This window comes from Nocardioides sp. NPDC059952, from assembly GCF_042730435.1.
Classification (GTDB): Bacteria; Actinomycetota; Actinomycetes; order Propionibacteriales; family Nocardioidaceae; genus Nocardioides.
Genome location: NZ_JBHWLY010000001.1, coordinates 25,989 through 42,043, shown reverse-complemented (window position 1 = coordinate 42,043; position 16,055 = coordinate 25,989). Strand labels below are relative to the sequence as shown.

Here is a 16,055-nt window from a genome sequence, read left to right as displayed (position 1 = left end):
ACGTGCCTACCTCTCCGATGTTCGCGTCGCGCGCGGCTGGGTGCGGTCAGTCACGTGCAGGGCCGGGTCGGTGAGGCTGATCCTCGCCACCTCTTCGATCTCGACCGGCTGGTCGCCGCGGACGCGGTGGATCTTGACGACGACCTCGGTGGGTGAGGTCTCGAACTCGAGGAAGTGCTTGAAGAACGGTGGCTCGTCGAGCGAGTAGATCTCGGAGACGAACCTCTGGATCGGGCCGAAGGGCGGGTTCAGGCCGGGGAAGGCGATCTGCGCGCGACGTCTGGTGCGTCGGTCGACGCCCTCGACGACGGCGGGTTCGCCACCCATCTCCTCCTGCTCGGCCTCGATGATGGACGCCGCGTCCGCCTCGCTGATGAAATCGAAGGGAGTCGGGCCACCCGGGCGGTAGCGGGGGCTCACCCATGCCTTGGGGTCCGCGATCAGCGAGTAGGCGCCGAGGAACACCAGGTGGGCGAGGACGACAGCCGCGCCTACCGCGACGACGGTGAAGAGGGCGCCGCCGACCGCCACGGCCGGCCACCACGTCCTGAGGTCGTCGGCGAGGCGGCCGGGCTCCTCGAAGCCCAGAACGTCGAGCAGGCCCGGCTCCGCCGCTCCCAGCACGAGGCCCCCGAGGGCCAGGACAGTGATGACCGCTAGCGGCGCGTACAGGAGCTCGTGCTCCCGGCGTACCCAGTCGATGACCAGCAGGCCGATCGCGGTCACCGTGATGAGCGTCGGCAGGGCGAAGGCGGCTCGCATCCAGTCCGAGTCGGCGGCTCCGGCGGCCCACGCCCAGAGCACCAGCGTCACGGGCGCGGCAAGGAACACGAGGGGCTGAACCATCCAACGTCGCCAGCTGAGCCAGGCCTGCGCCCGGCGTACGGGATCGTCTCGCAGGTGGCGGGTCAGGAGGTCCGGGGCCAGCAGCGCCGCGAGCACCACCACCGCGATCACCGCCAACGGCACGAGTCCGAGCAGGCCGCTGAAGAACAGCAGGGTCCGGCCCTCGCCGCTCAGCACGCGCAACATCTCGCCGAACACGACGGCCGCCTGCGCGAGCACGGCCCATACGACCGAGCGCTCGAGCCAGCTCGCTGCTTTCGCACCGTTCACGGTGGTGACGATCCGTCTGCGCCATCCGACGACCCCCACGATGGCGTAGATGCCGACCGCGAGGACCAGGAGCCAGGGCACCGTACGTCCGTCGTCCGAGCCTCCTCCCGCCAAGGCCCAGGGCACCAGAGCCAGGACCACGAGAGCTGCCAGCACGCACCCGAACGCGACGTGATGCCAACGGGAGACCGTCTCGACAGGGCTCCACCATCTCGACCAGCGCATGCACCAGGCGTTGAGGCAGATCCACAGCGTGCACGACCCGTAGAGCATCAGCAGCGCTCCGGACGCATCAGGCAGGTACTGGTGCAGGAACAGCGAGGCCAACACGCCCATGACCAGCGCTTCAAGACACAGGAGCAGGCGGCGTACGAAGCGGCTGCGGCCGGGACGTTGCGGCAGCTGGTGCAGCAGCATCAGCACCATCATCGCCGCGATGGCCACTCCCCCGGCGCCGGCGAGCCACGGGCCCAGGGCCACGCCGACTCCGAACAGCACGACGTTCAACAGCAGCCGCCAGATGCTGGGGACCAGCTGCTGGGCGAAGTACGACAGCGACTCGGCCGAGCGCGGGAAGAGCTTGGTCGGCCGAAATCGCAGATCGGCTCGGGCATCCGAGATGGCCGTCCGGATGGGGTGGGTGGCGTGGGTGTACGCGCCGCCGCCACCGCTGACGAAGTGCCACAGACCGTCGCGCGAGCTGCCCTCGCTCTGCGGGTCGTAGAGCTGGAAGTTGTGCGTGTCACCGCCCAGCGTCGCGACGTAGCGGCGCTTGGTCTCGGCCACCACGTCGTTGACGCTCTTGCCGGGTCGTCCGGAGACCTCGCACGTGCGGCGCTCACCGTTGACGAGCAGCGGCTTGCCGGTCATGAGGATCTTCGGAATATCACCACGCAGCGAGCTCAGCCAGTCGAACTGCGGCCCGTCGATCCTCCCGTCGATGCCGGTGTCGATGCACACCAGGTCCACGTGCTCGGTCTCGATGACGAAGTACGGCCCGGGCTGCAGCCGGGCCTCTGGTGCCGGTCGGCCCTCGTCGGCCGGCTCTCCCCACCGCGCCGGCGCGGCGGTGCCGGCCGGTTCGCTGGGGGTACGCCACATGCCGCGGCCGAAACGGTCCCGGATCAGCTGCCTTGCCCCGAGCGTGTCGTCGAACGACGGCGCCAGGAGATCGCTGGGCCAGGTCGGCGGCTCGTTCGCCGCGTACAGGAACTGGTGGGCGAAGCCGTAGAGGCCGTCGTACCAGTCGTGGTTGCCCGGGATCGCGTAGACCGGGACGCTCTCGGGAAGCGCGAACCTGTCCCGCACCTCGACCGGCGCCCGCAGGCCCTGCACCCGGTTCGCCCGGTACGGCTTGTAGAAACCGTCCACGTAGTCGTTGACGTTGCCCGACGGGTAGATCACGTCGCTCAGGACGAGCACGAAGCCGGCTTGTCGTTGCACCACGCGCCCATGCCGGTCCACGCGCTCGGCCGCGGCTCTGGCCAGGGCGGGCGCGACCACGTACTGGGACGGGTCCTGCTCGCCGGTGTCGCCGATGACCAGGAACCTCGAGACCCCCGGGCGGCGGATCGCCAGGTCCTCGTCCTTCTTCGTCCAGTGCGCCCGCAGGTTCTCGACGAGCCCCTGCGTACCTCGCCCCAAGATGTCGTTGACCGAGTCGACGAGGGAGCGTGCGGTGATCCAGGAGAGGCTGTTCCACTTGGTCGGGTCGCTCTGCAGATAGGCCTTCGTGCGCGCCCAGTCCGTGCTTCCGGTCTCGGTGTCATCGCCCTGAGTCATGGACATCCCCTCCACAGGATGGAACTGGGTCGGTCTGGACCCGCGCGACCGTATGCGACAGGTCTAGAGAGATCCCTGCTCGGTGCGTCGGTAGCGCGAGCCAACTACTCAAGATCCGGTACTGGCGCCGCGCGCGGAGCTGGTGGAGGCGCATGGCGATCAGTCCGGCGGGGAGTTCCGGAACTGGAACTGGACCCGTACGTCGTCGTCGAGGCGGACCATGATGGTGGTGCCGCCGGCGCTCCACGTGTCGGGCACCAAGAACATCCGGTCCTCGCCCTGGATCAGCAGCCGCAGCCGCCAGTAGCGGAAGCGGTACTCGTCCTCACCGGCATCGGCTCGTACGGCCTCCTGGACGCCGGCGCCGGCCGGGATGTAGAGCCGCTCCCGGGTGTCGAGGACGACGCTGGGCAGGCTGCGCAGGTTGCGGGCCTGCTCCATCGCCAGGCCACGACCGGTCCACTGCGCGGTCGTGGCCGTCGCCCAGATCACGCAGGCGGCCACGCCGACCCAGAGCAGCACGATGCGCGGTTCGAGCCTGCCGCCCGACCGCAACCGCAGGGCGTACGCCACCAGCGCCGCACCGCCACCGAGCAGGACCGGCGTCACCAGTGAGTAGTAGGCCCAGCCGCCGACGAGGGTGAACCCCGCCAGCAGCATCGTTCCGGCCGCCAGGAGGACCAGCCCGGTGGTGAGGACGGCCGCGACCAGCGTGCGGAACCAGGTCTTCGTGGCATGTCGGCGGACCCAATGATGGAAGGCCACGACCGCGACGCCGCCCAGCACCAGGATCAGCATCGGGGTCAGCAGCGGCTGCGGGCTGCGCATGACGTACGCGCGGGTGCTGAGTCCGATGACGTCGACGTCGAGGCCGAAGTAGTCGTACTGGGCACGGGCGGCGACGTACCCGAAGTAGAAGAGGACCCCGCTGATCACGGTCACCGGCGCGACGAAGCTCGTCGCCAGGCTCACCCAGCGATCGACCCCCGACGGCGGCGTCTCGGGCATGACTCAGCCTGATTCGCTCGAGTACGTGGCGTCCGTCGACTCCGACTCGGTGGGCTCGGTCTCGACCTCCGGCGCATCCAAGGACACCTCGGTGTCGCCACCCTCGGCGTCCTCGAGCACGCAGGGCTCGTCCGAGCAGGTCATCTCGCCGCTGAGCCGAAGCACGGCGTCCTCGCCCTCCTGCTCATCGGTCCACGGAACCAGGGAGAGCATCGCGACCTTGCAGTTCAGCGAGTCGGCGGTGAAGGCGAATCCGTCCAGACAGGACTCACCGTCGCACTCCGCGTCCGCCGGTTCGAAGACCGCTGGATCGACGACATAGCCGGTGACCAGGACCGAAACGCCCTCGGGAACCGTCGGGTCGTCGCTCGGCCAGAGCCAGCTGACATCGGCGCAGACCACGCCGGGTGTGCCGTCGAGCGGGTAGGACCCGCCGCCGATCGGGAGCGTCGGTACGGCCACCACCGGATCGTCGGGATCGGTCGGATCGTCGGGATCAGGATCCACCTGCCCGTTCGTCGCAGAGCTCGCATCGGTCGGGTCCACCTCTGACCCTTCGTCGGTCGAGCCGCAGGCAGCGAGAAGCAGCAGTGCACTGGCGATGACAGCGAGGAGTGAACGACTCATCAACATGATCAACACCTCCTAAGAGATAGGAGGTACGGCCGCCGACCGCTGATACCCGTGCGGGGTGTGGCACCAGCGCAGCACCTTGCGGCGATCAGGAGCTCAGGAGCAAGGCGCCGTCGGGCACCGTGGTCCAGCCCTGCGCCTCGGACAGCTCGCGCGCGCTGCGCCTCAGCACCTCGAGGCCGGGGTGGTCGAGATCCGCACGCCAGCGCATCGTCCAGGGGAACAGCGCGACGGGCTCGACGAGCGGACGCATGACGATGCCCTCGACCGGCGGCTGGCTCTCCAAGGCCAGGCCCGGCGCACCGTGTAGCCGTAGGTGCGCGCCCAGCTCGGCACCGCCGAGGACGTGGGGATGCCCGTCCGTCGGGTCCACACCGAACGGCGCGAGGAGCTGACCCATCGCGCGGGCCCATGCCGGAGTGACGTGGTCGCCGGAGCGCGTGCACACCTGGGCCGTCCGGAGGGCCTCGAGCGGGACCGCGTCGAGCGCGGTGAGCTCGTGGTCCTCCGGGATCAGCACGAGGATCCGCTCATGACGTACCGCCTGCCGGCGCGGGGCCGAGGCGCCCTGCGGGGTGGCGCCGAAGCCGACGTCGGCCCCGACCACCGTGTCCGCGGACCCGCCGCCGTAGCGGACGATGAACTCGATGTCAGGGGCTGCTCGCCGGGCCGCGTCCAGCACGCGGGCCGGCGTCGTTCCCGGCGCGACGGCGTCGATGACCAGGGTGCCGGTATCGGCACGCAGGTCGCGTACGGCACGGTCGTGCAGCGCGATGAGCTCGCGCGCTCGGTCCAGGAGACGCCGGCCCTCCGGCGTGAGTGCGACGCGGCGCGAGGAGCGGTCGAGGAGGCGGACGCCCGCGGCGTCCTCGAGCCGGCGTACGTCTCGGCTGAGCGCCTGCTGGGCGATGAAGAGCCGGTCGGCCGCACGCCCGAAGTGCAGCTCCTCCGCGACCGCCACGAAACGGCGCAGGAGCCTGATCTCGAGGTCGCCCGTCACCGGGCCATTGTGTCCGGTCGGCGAACCGGGCGACAGCGGATTGACAACACAAGTGCGTCGATCGGCGCTACACCGGTGTTGGACGCGCGTCCGGAGCCGCGGGGAACCTGGAGGCATGTCAACGTCTGGGGAAAGCACGCGCGTGATCACTGCGCTGCACGGCGGGGTGGGCATGCTCGTCGCGGTCTGGGGCGCGGGGCTTCCCGTCCTCGACGCCCGCGTCGATCTCGGCCCCACACGACTCGGACTCCTGCTCCTCGCCCTCGCCCTGGGCGCGGCGATCGCGATGCCGCTGGCGGGACACCTCGCCCACCGCTGGAGCGACGCCGCCGTGCTCCGCGTCGCCCTCCCCACGGCAGCGCTCCTCCTCGCCGCGATCGGTGCGATGCCCGCCGCCGAGCCGATGATCGCGCTCGCCTGCGTCTTCGGCCTCTGCTGCGGCGCCATCAACGTCGGGCTCACCTCGCAGGCGACGGTCGCCGAGCGCGCAGCGCGACGACCCGTGATCGCCCGGATGCACGGATGCTGGACGCTCGGCGCCGTCCTGGGTTCCTCGGCACTGGCGGCGGTGCTGCGCGCCGGCGGGGACAGCCTGCTGCTCCTGCCCGCCGTCGCGCTGAGTGCCGGCGCCATGCTCACTCTGCTGAGCCTGCGGCTTCCGGTCGGCCGCACCGGCACCGACCCTGGCGACGCCGCGGATCCGGACGCGGCGGCTTCTGCGGGGCGGACCCGCGCAGCGACCCCCGTTCTCGTCGGCGCCGGTGCCGTGGCCGCCGCCGCCTTCGTCGTGGAAGGTGCGGCCACCGACTGGGCGGGGATCCACACCACTCGCGTCCTCGGCGCGGAACCGGCCGCCGGAGCGACGATGTACGCCGTCTTCTTCGCCGCGATGACCGCGGTCCGCTTCGCCGGAGACCGTCTGCGCGACCTGGTCGCCGCACCGATCCTGGTGGCGGCGGCCGCCGGGGTGACGTTGCTCGGGTTCGTACTCGTCCTCCTCTCGCCCACCGTCCCCGAGGGTGCGCGGGTCGTGGTCGCCACCGGCGGATGGGCGCTCGCCGGCGCCGGCACGGCCCTCGTCTGGCCGATCGTGATCGGCAGCCTGGGCGCCACCCGGATCGACCCGCGGCGGCTCTCGCTCGTCACCACGCTCGGCTACCTCGGCGGGTTCGTGGGGCCGGTCCTCATCGGCGGGCTCGCCGCCGGGGTGGGGCTCGCCGGCGCGATGGTGCTCCCCGCTGTGCTCACGGTCCTGCTCGCTGCGGCCGCGCCGCCCCTCGTCTCCCGGCTCCTGCGCCTGGCGCCGGCCCGAGCCGCCGCTGTCACGTTCGACCTGCCCGTTCTTCCCGTCTCATCCACCCGAGCGGAATGACTCCGCACCCAACGAAGAGGAATGTCCATGTACGCACCCACCCTGATCGACCTGCCCGATACCCGCCTGCACTACGAGCTCCGCGGATCCGGGCCCGCCATCGCGCTCGTCGGATCGCCGATGACCGCCGAGGAGTTCGCCCCGCTCGCCGAGGCACTGGCCGCCGACCACACCGTCCTCACCCACGACCCGCGAGGCCACGGCGGGAGCGTCCTGGCCGATCGATCCGTCGGCTCCACACCCGAGCAGCGCGCCGACGATCTCGCCGAGCTCGTACGTCGCACGGGCCTCGGACCTGTCGCGATCCTCGGGTCCAGCGGCGGTGCCGTGACGGCCCTCGCCTTCGCCCAGCGTCATCCCGAGCTCGCCACGGCGATCGTGGCGCACGAGCCTCCTCTGCTGGAGCTCCTCGACGACCGGGAGGAGCAGCGCGTGCTCACGGACACGATGAGGCGCCGTTACGCCGACGGGGACGTGATCGGCGCGTGGGGCATGTTCTTCGCGCAAGCAGGCCTCGTCGTGCCGGACGGCATGCTCGAGGCCATGTTCGGCGGCGAGCGCAGCGCGAGTGCCCTGGCGGAGGAGGCGTTGTGGTACGCCGAGGAACTGCCGGCCACCGTGCGATGGGAGCCGGACGTGGAAGCGCTGCGCCGCGGACCGCGGATCGTCCTCGGCATCGGCGAGGAGTCGGCAGGACAGCTGTGCGAGCGTACGACCGAGGCGCTCGCTGGGCGACTCGGACTCACCGCCCTGCGGTTCCCCGGTGACCACACGGGTTTCGTGGACCACCCGGACGCCTTCGCCGCGCGGTTGAAGGACGTGCTCGCCTGATCGCTGTTCAGGACGTACCGATCAGGCGCCACCAGTCGGAGGCCGAGGGGCCATCGAGCAGGGCGGGGTCGGCGAGGACCTCGTCGCGGTGCAGCCCGGGCACGACCCGGAAGTCGATCGACCGTGGCTCGCTCACGAGGGCGAGCACGCGCCACAGCGACCGGGCGTAGTGCTCGGCCCGGTCGGCTCCGTCCCACTCGTAGACACCGCGGTAGCGACCCTGCTCGTCGTCGGCCAGCCAGAGCTTGGAGACGAATCCCGGGAACCCCACGAACAGCGGGGTGTTCAGCCAGCTCTCCCACCGGAACAGCGTGTGTCCACGGCCGCGGACCCGTCGGAGCCGGAAGCACACGACCAGCAGGCACGGCTCGACAGGTTCCCGTGCGACCGCTGTCTCTCGGTACACCTCACCCGTGGTCCCGTCCGCGAACCGCAGTCGGCGGCCGACGTTGACGCGCGGCCAGTGCACGACCCGGGTGGCCAGCATCCGCGCTGACTCGATGACACAGCGAGCCACCGCACGCCACGCGGTCGCGGGTGGGAGCGGTGCTGACGGGGTGCCAGCGGGGTTCGATTTCGGCGTGTCCGTGCTCATCGGCGGATCCCCTCGTCCAACGGGTGACGACCTGGTGCTTCCAGACAACGCGACACCGCCGCGGCCGACGAGGGGACTTCGTCCTCTCCCGGGGTGACCGACGCCCTGCGGCGGCTCTCGGAGAGGCACTCGCGCTGTTGTCGATCGATCCCCTGGATGAGCGATGCCCGCCCGTCACGACGGCCCTAGAGTGCGATTCATGAGCGTTGTCATGCTCACGGGCGCGTCAGGGTTACCGGGTGGTCCGAGTGACGGGAGGTGCCGGGGATGGGTCGCCAGATGACCATCACGATCCACGATCCTGATGTGGAGCGTCTCGACGAGCAGAGCTCGGTCCTGCGCCGGGAGCTGCTGGACCTCGGCGTCGATGACGTCGAACGCGCGAGCGCGGGCGAGGCGCCTGCCGGCACCCGAGGCGTCGACGTCGCGGCGATCGGGGTCCTGATCGTGGCCTTCCAGGAGCCGCTGGTCGCCGTGACCGCCATCGTGGGAGCGATACGGGGGTGGATGTCCTCGGCTCGCGGTGCCCACGCGGTCGAGCTCACGATCGGCGACCAGACACTCAAGATCGACTCGGCCTCGCAGGAGCAGCAGGATCGACTCATCGATGAGTTCGTCGCAGCCCTGCACGGGTCCGGGGAGGCGGACCCGCCTGCTTCCTCACCGGTGCCATGACCACGGGTCGGCGCAGCGCGCTGGTGGTGGCGAACGACACCTACCACGACCAGCGGTTGAGCAGGCTTCGCGCGCCCGCCACCGACGCCGAGCAGCTGGCAGGCGTCCTCCGGAACGCCGAGATCGGGGGCTTCGAGGTCGAGGTGTCGCTCAACGAGCCGGAGCACGTGGTCCGGCGCAAGGTCTCGAGCTTCTTCGACGACCGCGGGCTCGACGATCTCCTCCTGCTGCATCTTTCGTGTCACGGGGTGAAGGATGAGGACGGCAGGCTCTACTTCGCGACGCCGGACACCGAGGTCGACCACCTGGACGCCACGTCCCTGCCCGCCGACTACGTGAACAGGCAGATGACGAAGAGTCGATCCCGGCGCATCGTGCTGCTCCTGGACTGCTGCTACAGCGGCGCGTTCGCGCGCGGCATGATGAATCGCGGCGACGAGCGCATGGACATCATGGAGCGTTTCGACGGCCGCGGGCGGATCGTGCTGACGGCGTCGAGCGCGATGGAGTACTCGTTCGAGGGCGACCAGCTCGCCGGCCAGGGCAAGCCGTCGGTGTTCACCTCGGCCCTCGTCGAGGGTCTGGCCACCGGCGAGGCGGACCGGGACCGTGATGGTTTCGTGTCGGTCGACGAGCTGTACGACTTCGCGTTCGACCGGGTGCGGACCGTCACGCCGTCGCAGACTCCGGGCAAGTGGGTCTTCGACGTGCAGGGCGACTTCTACATCGCCCGCAGCAACCGCCCACCCGAGCCAGTGGACCTGCTGGCCGACCTGCGTGGCGCCATCTCGAGTCCGTTCACCAACGTACGTCTCGGTGCCGTGGAGGAACTGGCGGCATTGCTGGACGACGCTGACTCAGCTCGCGCCGCCGCGGCTCGCGCGGTCCTGGACGAGATGGCTGAGCACGACGCACAGCGCGTCGTACGAGGGTCGGCCGAACAGGCACGCCGGCCCGCCGAGGCCCCGCCCCCACCGACGCCGGCCCCGCCGGAGCAGCCGACAGTCGCGCCACCTGACACACCCGCTCCGGCGGCCGAAGCGGCTCTCGCGCGCGAGCCCGAGCACAGCCCGCGGCCGGTTGCGGCTACCGAGCCCCAGCCACCCGCGTGGGTGCCAGCCGTCGCGTCGGCAGCCGCCGTAGGGCTTCTGGCTGCGGTTCCGTTGCCGTTGCTGGCCGAGACCACGACGTCCTGGAACTCGTTCGCGGTCGTCGCGCCGTTCGAGGTTGCGCTGGCCGCCCTCGCTCTCCTCCTCGCCGCGGGCCGGCTCCGCCGTCAACAGCTGGCCACCGCCAGCGCAGCCGGACTGTTCATCGTCGTCGGCGTCCTCATGGGCACCGCCGGCATCGGACTGGTGAAGTTCTCCCTCGAGGACATCGGTGGCATCGGTGTCGCTCTGAGTCTCCTCGTCGTGTGCGGCGGAGCAGGAGCTGTCGTGGCGGGCCGAGCCTGCCTGAGCGTGTCGCCGCCGGATCACGACAGCGGTCCTGTCGAGCCCGTCTGGCTCGTGTCCGCCATGGCGGGCGCCGGACTGACCGCCCTCGCGCTGTTCCTCCCCTACGACGGCTTCAGCTCGTTGTGGACCGAGGTCGAGGAAGGCACGAGCGCCGAGTACATCTTCGAGCCGGCCGCAGCCGTCGGTTGCCTGGCCATGGGCATCCTCACTCTCTCCTCCCGGCGTCGGTTCGCCACCGCCGTCCTGATCTCTGCCGGCACCCTCACCGCGGTCCACTACCTCGGGGTCGTCATCGCGGCTTGGCAGGCGATCGGCGAGGAAGGTGAGGTGCGTTCCGCCGGATGGGTCGGTATCGCCGGGGGCCTCCTGGTCGCCTTCGCTGCCTGGCAGATCCAGCAGTCGCTGACCCGGGGCCGCACGGGGTCCGCCACGACCTGACCACGACCTCACCGCTGAAACCGCAGATCCTCCATCTGGGCGATGCCGACGAGCGCGGCCACTGAAACGCTGACAAACAAGCGAAGGTAGCGAGCGATCGGAGGCCTACCCATGCGGCACATCCTCTACACCGGTAACGGCACCGCGCCTCCGGGCGTCGCGCGTCCCCACGTCGGCCGCTTCTTCACGGTCGAGGACGACGGCGCCCTGCGCTACTTCCGCTACGACGGGTTCGGCGAGCAGGACCCGACCGGCGCCAACGGCTTCGTGGGCAACAACTCGGGCAACCAGATCGGCCGAGGCTTCGACCACTTCCTCCATGTCGCGGGCGGCGGCAACGGCATCATTCTCGCTGTCGCCCCGAACGGGGACCTCACCTGGTTCAGGTACACCGGGGCGGGCGAGCACGACCCCAGCGGGACCAACGGCTTCGTGGAGAACAACCCAGCGAACGTGATCGGCAACGGCTTCCACACCTTCCGCCACCTGTTCGTCTCTCCTCGCGAAGGACAGACCACCGCGACGACCATCTTCGCCGTCGCCGAGAACGGTGATCTGCTCTGGTTCCGGTACGAAGGCCACGGTGAGCACGACCCCACCGGGGTCCGCGGGTTCCCCGGACCCAACCAGGGCAACCAGATCGGCAACGGCTTCCTCGGCTTCCGCCGCATCGTGGGCGTCGGTGACGGCGCATTCCTCGCGGTCCGGGACAACGGCGACCTGCTCTGGTTCCGCTACACGGGCAATGGTGAGCTCGATCCGTCCGGGGCCAACGGATTCGTGGAGAACAACTCGGGCAACCAGATCGGCAACGGCTTCGGCACGGTACGTCACCTGTTCGGCGGGATGACCGACCGCGCCGGCCTCGAGGGACAGCCGGCACCCGCGCGCGTCTTCTATTTCGTCGACGCGAACGGTGACCTGCGCTGGCTCCGGTACGGCGGCAACGGCGAGCAGGACCCGACCGGGGCGTCGGGATTCGACGGTCCCAACCAAGGCAACCAGATCGGCAACGGCTTCTGAGCCAGCAGGATGGACACGACCAACATCCCGCGAGACCCGCGGTAGCGGCTGGGATCAGCCATCGAGTCCGGTCGAGTGACCCGAGCTGCCGCTCGAGCCCTCGCGTCGGCCTAGATCGGTCCGGCCAGCTCAGCGAGCCTGGCGAGAGCAGGCTTGGTGTGCTTCGCCAGCCGTTCGCGCGCGTCGTCGAGGGCTGCCGAGGCGGGATGGCCGGGCGGGACCCGGGCCGGGTAGAGCGCGACGCGGTCCGTCCACTCCTTGACGTCCGGCTCGGCCGAGAACGACATCGCGGCCTGGGTGCCCAGGACGTTCATCCGCGCCCAGGTCGCCATCGTGTCGGGCAGCGGGCTCGGTGGGCAGAGCCTGTTCTTCTCGGCGTCGGAGTCACGGGTGGCCTCGACGTACCCGACGACGGCGGCGCCGAAGCAGGGGAAGCCGGCTCGGATCGGCTGCAGGGTGATCGCCTCCGGACGCCAGACCGGGACCAGGGGCGGATACTTCAGGCCGTCGGCGGCGCAGTGCACGACCAGGGCGTCGGAGGCAACGGAGACGGATCCGTCGGCGAAGGTGAGGGTGCCGCGGTCGACGTGGCGGAGGTGGCCGCGGCGTACGACGTTCTCGAGCGTACGCAGCTGCTCGAGCTCCCACGTCGCCAGCGTCGGCGTCTTGGCCATCGTCGGCATGACCGTGCGGTCGATGCGGAGCATGATGCCGGCCTCCTCCAGCCGGAGGAACAGGTCCTCGAGCGAGGTCGACCGCTCCGCGGCCTGCATCGTGTCGGCGGCCATGCCGAGGAAGATCGCGGGGTCTGGCTGGACGACGGCCCGGTTGAACATCCACGGGTCACGCGGCCGCACCCAGCAGATCGCGTCGGGGTCCACACCGTGCGCCAGCAGCCAGATGCACGCATCGGTCGCGGTCTTGCCGGAGCCGACGACGACGTACTGGCTCGGCGCCTCCTCGAGCCGGGCGAGCTCGTTGACCGGCAGCACCCGGGCGCCGTCGGCCACGCCGAACGGCGGCGGCTTCTCGGCGGGGATGCTGGGGGCGAGGTAGCGGGCGTCGACGATCCGAGCGCCGGGCATCTCGACGCTCTCCCCCGAGATGTGCGAGACGACCGTGCTGTCACCGGCGTACTCGCAGTTCGGGAAGAACTCGACCTTCCCGGACTCGACCATCCGGTCGAGGATCCGGGCGTAGTAGGCGCAGATCTCCGACTGGGTGGCCCGCTCCTGAAGACCCTTCTCCGGTCCGTGCTGCTGCAGCTGCCCGCCGCCGAGCAGGGTCGAGGCGACGCCGTAGAAGGCGGAGGACTGATGCAGACGGACGAACGGGTACGCCTCCAGCCAGTGTCCGCCGACGCCGTGGCGGCGGTCGACCAGGGCCACGCGTACGTCGGCATGCTCGGTCAGGGCGTCCGCGAACGCCATCCCCATGGCGCCGGCTCCCACCACCAGGTAGTCGACGTCGACCGTGCGACCCATATCTCCACCACAGCACGGCACCGACCTCGACGGCAACTGGCGCCGACGCTATGCCGCAGACGGGGTACGTCAAGCTCGTCGGGCAGCCTCGACGGCTCGTTCGGCGAACAGCCGGATGTCGTCGTCGGTCACCGGCTCACCGGTGATCAGCAGTCGGAAGTAGATCGGGCTGGCGGCGTGCTCGAGGATCGATCGGGCATCCGCGTCGTCCGGCAGCTCACCTCGGCGGATGGCTCGCTCGATGATCACCGAGCTGCGATGCATGCGTTCGGTCCAGAAGCTCTGTCGGGCGTCCGGGTCGATCGTGCCTTCCAGGGATGCCCGCATCATCGCCTGCATGAGTGGGGTTCGAAGCAGCTCGGCGACGTCCTTCAGCAGGGCGACGAGGTCATCTGAGAGATGACCGGTGTCTGCTCGAGGGAGGTCGTGGTCGCTGAGCTCGAGGAGCAGGTCGCTCACCAGGTCCCGCTTGGTCGGCCAGCGTCGATAGACCGTCGTCTTGTTCACCCCGGCACGGACGGCGACGTCGGGTAGCTGCAGGGCTTCGTAGCCGACCTCGGTCAAGAGCTCCCGTGCGGCCTGATGGACGCGGGCGACGACGCCGGCGGCGCGACCCCCAGGTCGCCTGATCGGGACACGCTCTTTCGCGGGATCCATGGCTTCCCTTCTCGGGTGCAGTTGACGTACGTGCCTGACTCTTGCCATCTTATAGCAACTATAGTTGCTATTGGCTGATCGATGGAGGGAGACCCCGATGACGGCAGTAGAGGTACGAACGGTCATCAGCGGCCACGACGTCTCGCGCGCCGAGGTGCTCGCATGGGAGGCTGCGCGGTTGCCGAAGGCGGCGACTCGCATCGGGCTCGCCGTGCCGCCGGGCGAGCTGGCGCACCAGCGGCTCAGGTTCGCCGAGGCGAAGCTCGCTCTGGGCCCGGACGAGATCCGGCGCCGCCTCTCCGGGGCATTGCGGGCCTCCGACCTGTCCGGTCGAGCGACGGCCCGGTTGTCTCGCGGGAGACGTGTCACCAGCGTCTGCGACCTCCATGTCACAGGAGGCGACACGGCCGCCTTCGTGGACTGGTTCATGGCCACCGATCGGCCCGACTACGAGCGCAGCATGATGGCGGCCAATCCCGACCACTTCCTGATCACGACGACGAGCCAGGGGCTACAAGAGGTGATCGAGACGACCGGCGGAAGCCCGCTGCCATCGAGATTCCTCATCGACTATCAGGACCTGGCGTCACTGCGCACCCCGCTCGACCCGACCTACACCGCCGATGCCTCCGGGGTCGCGCGCAGCGAGTCCGGGCTCCCGATCGGCGGCGTGCGGCATCAGTTCCGAGACACCGACTCCGGGTTCCACGCCCACCTGGTCGTCGAGTTTCCCAGGCTGCTCCCGTCACACCTGGTCCAGCAGCACCAGTGGCACCTCGCCGTCGAGTTCACGAACTGGATCGAGGCCGCCTTCCGCGGCTCGGCGGACTCATGGTCCTGACGCTGACGTCTTGGCGCCCGAGCGCTCAGGAGTCCTGGACCCTGCCCCGGGAGCACTCGATCAGCTCACCGAGGTCGAGGCCGTACGTCGGACCCGCACCCTTCTCGTACGCCGCCAGCCGCCGCGCCGCGCGCTCGATCAGGCGCGAGGCACCGACCGCGTTGCCACGCTCGTGGTGGGTCAGGCCGACGCACAGCTGGGCGAGGCCCTGCCACAGCTCGCGCTCCTCCTCCGGGCACGACTTCCACCGGACCTCGAGCGCCTCATGGGCCGCGAACGGACGCCCCTGGTCCAGGAGCTCGCGGGCGTAGGCCAGGGTCTCCGCCGGCGGGAGCGGCTCCTCGGAGATGGGCTCGACACCGACCTGGCCGTAGGGCAGAGGGCGGCCGAGCGCGTCGCGGGGTCGGGCCTGTTGCGCCCGGCCCTGTTCGTTTCGGTCGCGATCGCTCACCCTGTCAGCCCTCCTCGGCTCCCACCCTACGGACCCGCTGAGATAACCGATTGCGCGGGACGGCCGGGCCGGTGAGTCTCAGCCCATGGAGTTCTTCTGCTACCACCGCGACCGCCCGGGGTCGACGCCGCTGCGCACCGAGATGGTGGAGGAGCATTGGAGCTACATGGACCGGTTCGCCGCGACGATGATCGCCCGGGGTCCGACCTTCACCAGCGACGAGACCCTGACCGGGAGCGTGCACGTCCTCGACCTTCCGGACGCCACCGCAGCTCGCGCGTTCGCCTTCGAGGAGCCCGGCTACCAGGCCGGCGCCTACCGTGACGTACTGCTGCGGCGGTGGCGCAACACGCTCGGTCGCACCATGTGGGACTACGGCGACGGCCGGTCAGACAGCAACCGGTATCTCGTCCTCGGGTTCTGCGAACCGACAACGAAGGAGATCGACCTGCCGGACGGCGACGAGCTCATCGCCTGTGGACCGCTCCTGTCCGATGACGGAGCCGTGGTGGTCGGAGCGGCAGTGCTGGTGGAGGTCGCCTCCGCAGGTGACGCGCATGAAGTCCTCTCCCCCGCTGGCTTCGCGGCGATCGAGGTCCACCAGTGGGACTTCGGCGGACGACCCGCGTAGGACCCCCACACGCACGGAGGGGCGCGACCGCCCCCGCGGGGGGGGCCCGCCCGGGGAAAAA

The 16,055-nt window shown here is 70.2% G+C and carries 15 protein-coding genes; 7 read left to right on the top strand and 8 right to left on the bottom strand.

Features of this window, described 5'->3' with window-relative positions:
• Window positions 1–6: 6 nt before the first annotated feature.
• The 4 genes from ACFV9G_RS00200 to ACFV9G_RS00185 form a co-directional block, all read right to left on the bottom strand.
• On the bottom strand, window positions 7–2,898 hold the full coding sequence (locus ACFV9G_RS00200; protein WP_378723620.1) for a metallophosphoesterase: 2,892 nt from the start codon (window positions 2,896–2,898) through the stop codon (window positions 7–9).
• Between the two features lie 159 nt (window positions 2,899–3,057).
• On the bottom strand, window positions 3,058–3,906 hold the full coding sequence (locus ACFV9G_RS00195) for a hypothetical protein (protein WP_378723618.1): 849 nt from the start codon (window positions 3,904–3,906) through the stop codon (window positions 3,058–3,060).
• A gap of 3 nt (window positions 3,907–3,909) precedes the next feature.
• Window positions 3,910–4,533, bottom strand: a complete 624-nt coding sequence (locus ACFV9G_RS00190; RefSeq protein ID WP_378723616.1) for a hypothetical protein — start codon at window positions 4,531–4,533, stop codon at window positions 3,910–3,912.
• Window positions 4,534–4,627: 94 nt separating this feature from the next.
• Window positions 4,628–5,539: a LysR family transcriptional regulator gene (locus tag ACFV9G_RS00185; RefSeq protein ID WP_378723614.1), complete on the bottom strand. Its 912-nt coding sequence runs from the start codon at window positions 5,537–5,539 to the stop codon at window positions 4,628–4,630.
• 142 nt (window positions 5,540–5,681) lie between these two features.
• Between ACFV9G_RS00185 and ACFV9G_RS00180 the strand changes: the two genes are divergently transcribed.
• Both ACFV9G_RS00180 and ACFV9G_RS00175 read left to right on the top strand, forming a co-directional pair.
• Window positions 5,682–6,911, top strand: coding sequence for an MFS transporter (locus tag ACFV9G_RS00180; RefSeq protein ID WP_378723612.1), 1,230 nt, complete (start codon window positions 5,682–5,684; stop codon window positions 6,909–6,911).
• A 27-nt stretch (window positions 6,912–6,938) separates the two neighbouring features.
• Window positions 6,939–7,742, top strand: a complete 804-nt coding sequence (locus ACFV9G_RS00175) for an alpha/beta fold hydrolase (RefSeq protein ID WP_378723609.1) — start codon at window positions 6,939–6,941, stop codon at window positions 7,740–7,742.
• 7 nt (window positions 7,743–7,749) lie between these two features.
• On the opposite strand, the gene ACFV9G_RS00170 is transcribed toward ACFV9G_RS00175, so the two are convergent.
• On the bottom strand, window positions 7,750–8,337 hold the full coding sequence (locus ACFV9G_RS00170) for a hypothetical protein (RefSeq protein ID WP_378723607.1): 588 nt from the start codon (window positions 8,335–8,337) through the stop codon (window positions 7,750–7,752).
• A 267-nt stretch (window positions 8,338–8,604) separates the two neighbouring features.
• Here ACFV9G_RS00170 and ACFV9G_RS00165 point away from each other — a divergent pair, with 267 nt between their 5' ends.
• From ACFV9G_RS00165 to ACFV9G_RS00155, 3 genes are all read left to right on the top strand, one after another.
• Window positions 8,605–9,012 (top strand): hypothetical protein, encoded by a 408-nt coding sequence (locus ACFV9G_RS00165; RefSeq protein ID WP_378723606.1) that lies wholly within the window; start codon window positions 8,605–8,607, stop codon window positions 9,010–9,012.
• Entirely contained in the window at window positions 9,009–10,907 is a 1,899-nt protein-coding gene (locus ACFV9G_RS00160) for a caspase domain-containing protein (protein ID WP_378723605.1), read from the top strand. Before ACFV9G_RS00165 ends, ACFV9G_RS00160 begins: the two co-directional genes overlap by 4 nt.
• Window positions 10,908–11,018: 111 nt before the next feature.
• A complete protein-coding gene (locus ACFV9G_RS00155) occupies window positions 11,019–11,930 on the top strand; it encodes a hypothetical protein (RefSeq protein WP_378723604.1) in 912 nt (303 codons plus the stop codon).
• 110 nt (window positions 11,931–12,040) lie between these two features.
• On the opposite strand, the gene ACFV9G_RS00150 is transcribed toward ACFV9G_RS00155, so the two are convergent.
• Window positions 12,041–13,414, bottom strand: coding sequence for an NAD(P)-binding protein (locus tag ACFV9G_RS00150; protein ID WP_378723602.1), 1,374 nt, complete (start codon window positions 13,412–13,414; stop codon window positions 12,041–12,043).
• 69 nt (window positions 13,415–13,483) lie between these two features.
• The gene (locus tag ACFV9G_RS00145; protein ID WP_378723599.1) at window positions 13,484–14,071 is read right to left on the bottom strand and encodes a TetR/AcrR family transcriptional regulator; all 588 of its coding nucleotides are present in this window, start codon (window positions 14,069–14,071) and stop codon (window positions 13,484–13,486) included.
• Window positions 14,072–14,168: 97 nt separating this feature from the next.
• Here ACFV9G_RS00145 and ACFV9G_RS00140 point away from each other — a divergent pair, with 97 nt between their 5' ends.
• Complete coding sequence (locus ACFV9G_RS00140) at window positions 14,169–14,912, top strand: hypothetical protein (protein ID WP_378723597.1); 744 nt, start codon at window positions 14,169–14,171, stop codon at window positions 14,910–14,912.
• Window positions 14,913–14,937: 25 nt separating this feature from the next.
• Here the strand turns inward: ACFV9G_RS00140 and ACFV9G_RS00135 are convergent, their stop codons facing one another.
• Complete coding sequence (locus ACFV9G_RS00135; RefSeq protein WP_378723593.1) at window positions 14,938–15,363, bottom strand: DUF309 domain-containing protein; 426 nt, start codon at window positions 15,361–15,363, stop codon at window positions 14,938–14,940.
• A gap of 85 nt (window positions 15,364–15,448) precedes the next feature.
• Here ACFV9G_RS00135 and ACFV9G_RS00130 point away from each other — a divergent pair, with 85 nt between their 5' ends.
• Window positions 15,449–15,994: a YciI family protein gene (locus tag ACFV9G_RS00130; protein ID WP_378723592.1), complete on the top strand. Its 546-nt coding sequence runs from the start codon at window positions 15,449–15,451 to the stop codon at window positions 15,992–15,994.
• Window positions 15,995–16,055 lie beyond the last annotated feature (61 nt).

Excerpts from the sequence above, each read along its gene's own strand:
- ACFV9G_RS00200 (WP_378723620.1), bottom strand. The coding sequence starts at position 2,898 with ATGACTCAGGGCGATGACACCGAGACCGGAAGCACGGACTGGGCGCGC.
- ACFV9G_RS00195 (WP_378723618.1), bottom strand. The coding sequence starts at position 3,906 with ATGCCCGAGACGCCGCCGTCGGGGGTCGATCGCTGGGTGAGCCTGGCG.
- ACFV9G_RS00190 (WP_378723616.1), bottom strand. The coding sequence starts at position 4,533 with ATGAGTCGTTCACTCCTCGCTGTCATCGCCAGTGCACTGCTGCTTCTC.
- ACFV9G_RS00175 (WP_378723609.1), top strand. The coding sequence starts at position 6,939 with ATGTACGCACCCACCCTGATCGACCTGCCCGATACCCGCCTGCACTAC.
- ACFV9G_RS00170 (WP_378723607.1), bottom strand. The coding sequence starts at position 8,337 with ATGAGCACGGACACGCCGAAATCGAACCCCGCTGGCACCCCGTCAGCA.
- ACFV9G_RS00165 (WP_378723606.1), top strand. The coding sequence starts at position 8,605 with ATGGGTCGCCAGATGACCATCACGATCCACGATCCTGATGTGGAGCGT.
- ACFV9G_RS00160 (WP_378723605.1), top strand. The coding sequence starts at position 9,009 with ATGACCACGGGTCGGCGCAGCGCGCTGGTGGTGGCGAACGACACCTAC.
- ACFV9G_RS00155 (WP_378723604.1), top strand. The coding sequence starts at position 11,019 with ATGCGGCACATCCTCTACACCGGTAACGGCACCGCGCCTCCGGGCGTC.
- ACFV9G_RS00150 (WP_378723602.1), bottom strand. The coding sequence starts at position 13,414 with ATGGGTCGCACGGTCGACGTCGACTACCTGGTGGTGGGAGCCGGCGCC.
- ACFV9G_RS00145 (WP_378723599.1), bottom strand. The coding sequence starts at position 14,071 with ATGGATCCCGCGAAAGAGCGTGTCCCGATCAGGCGACCTGGGGGTCGC.
- ACFV9G_RS00140 (WP_378723597.1), top strand. The coding sequence starts at position 14,169 with ATGACGGCAGTAGAGGTACGAACGGTCATCAGCGGCCACGACGTCTCG.
- ACFV9G_RS00130 (WP_378723592.1), top strand. The coding sequence starts at position 15,449 with ATGGAGTTCTTCTGCTACCACCGCGACCGCCCGGGGTCGACGCCGCTG.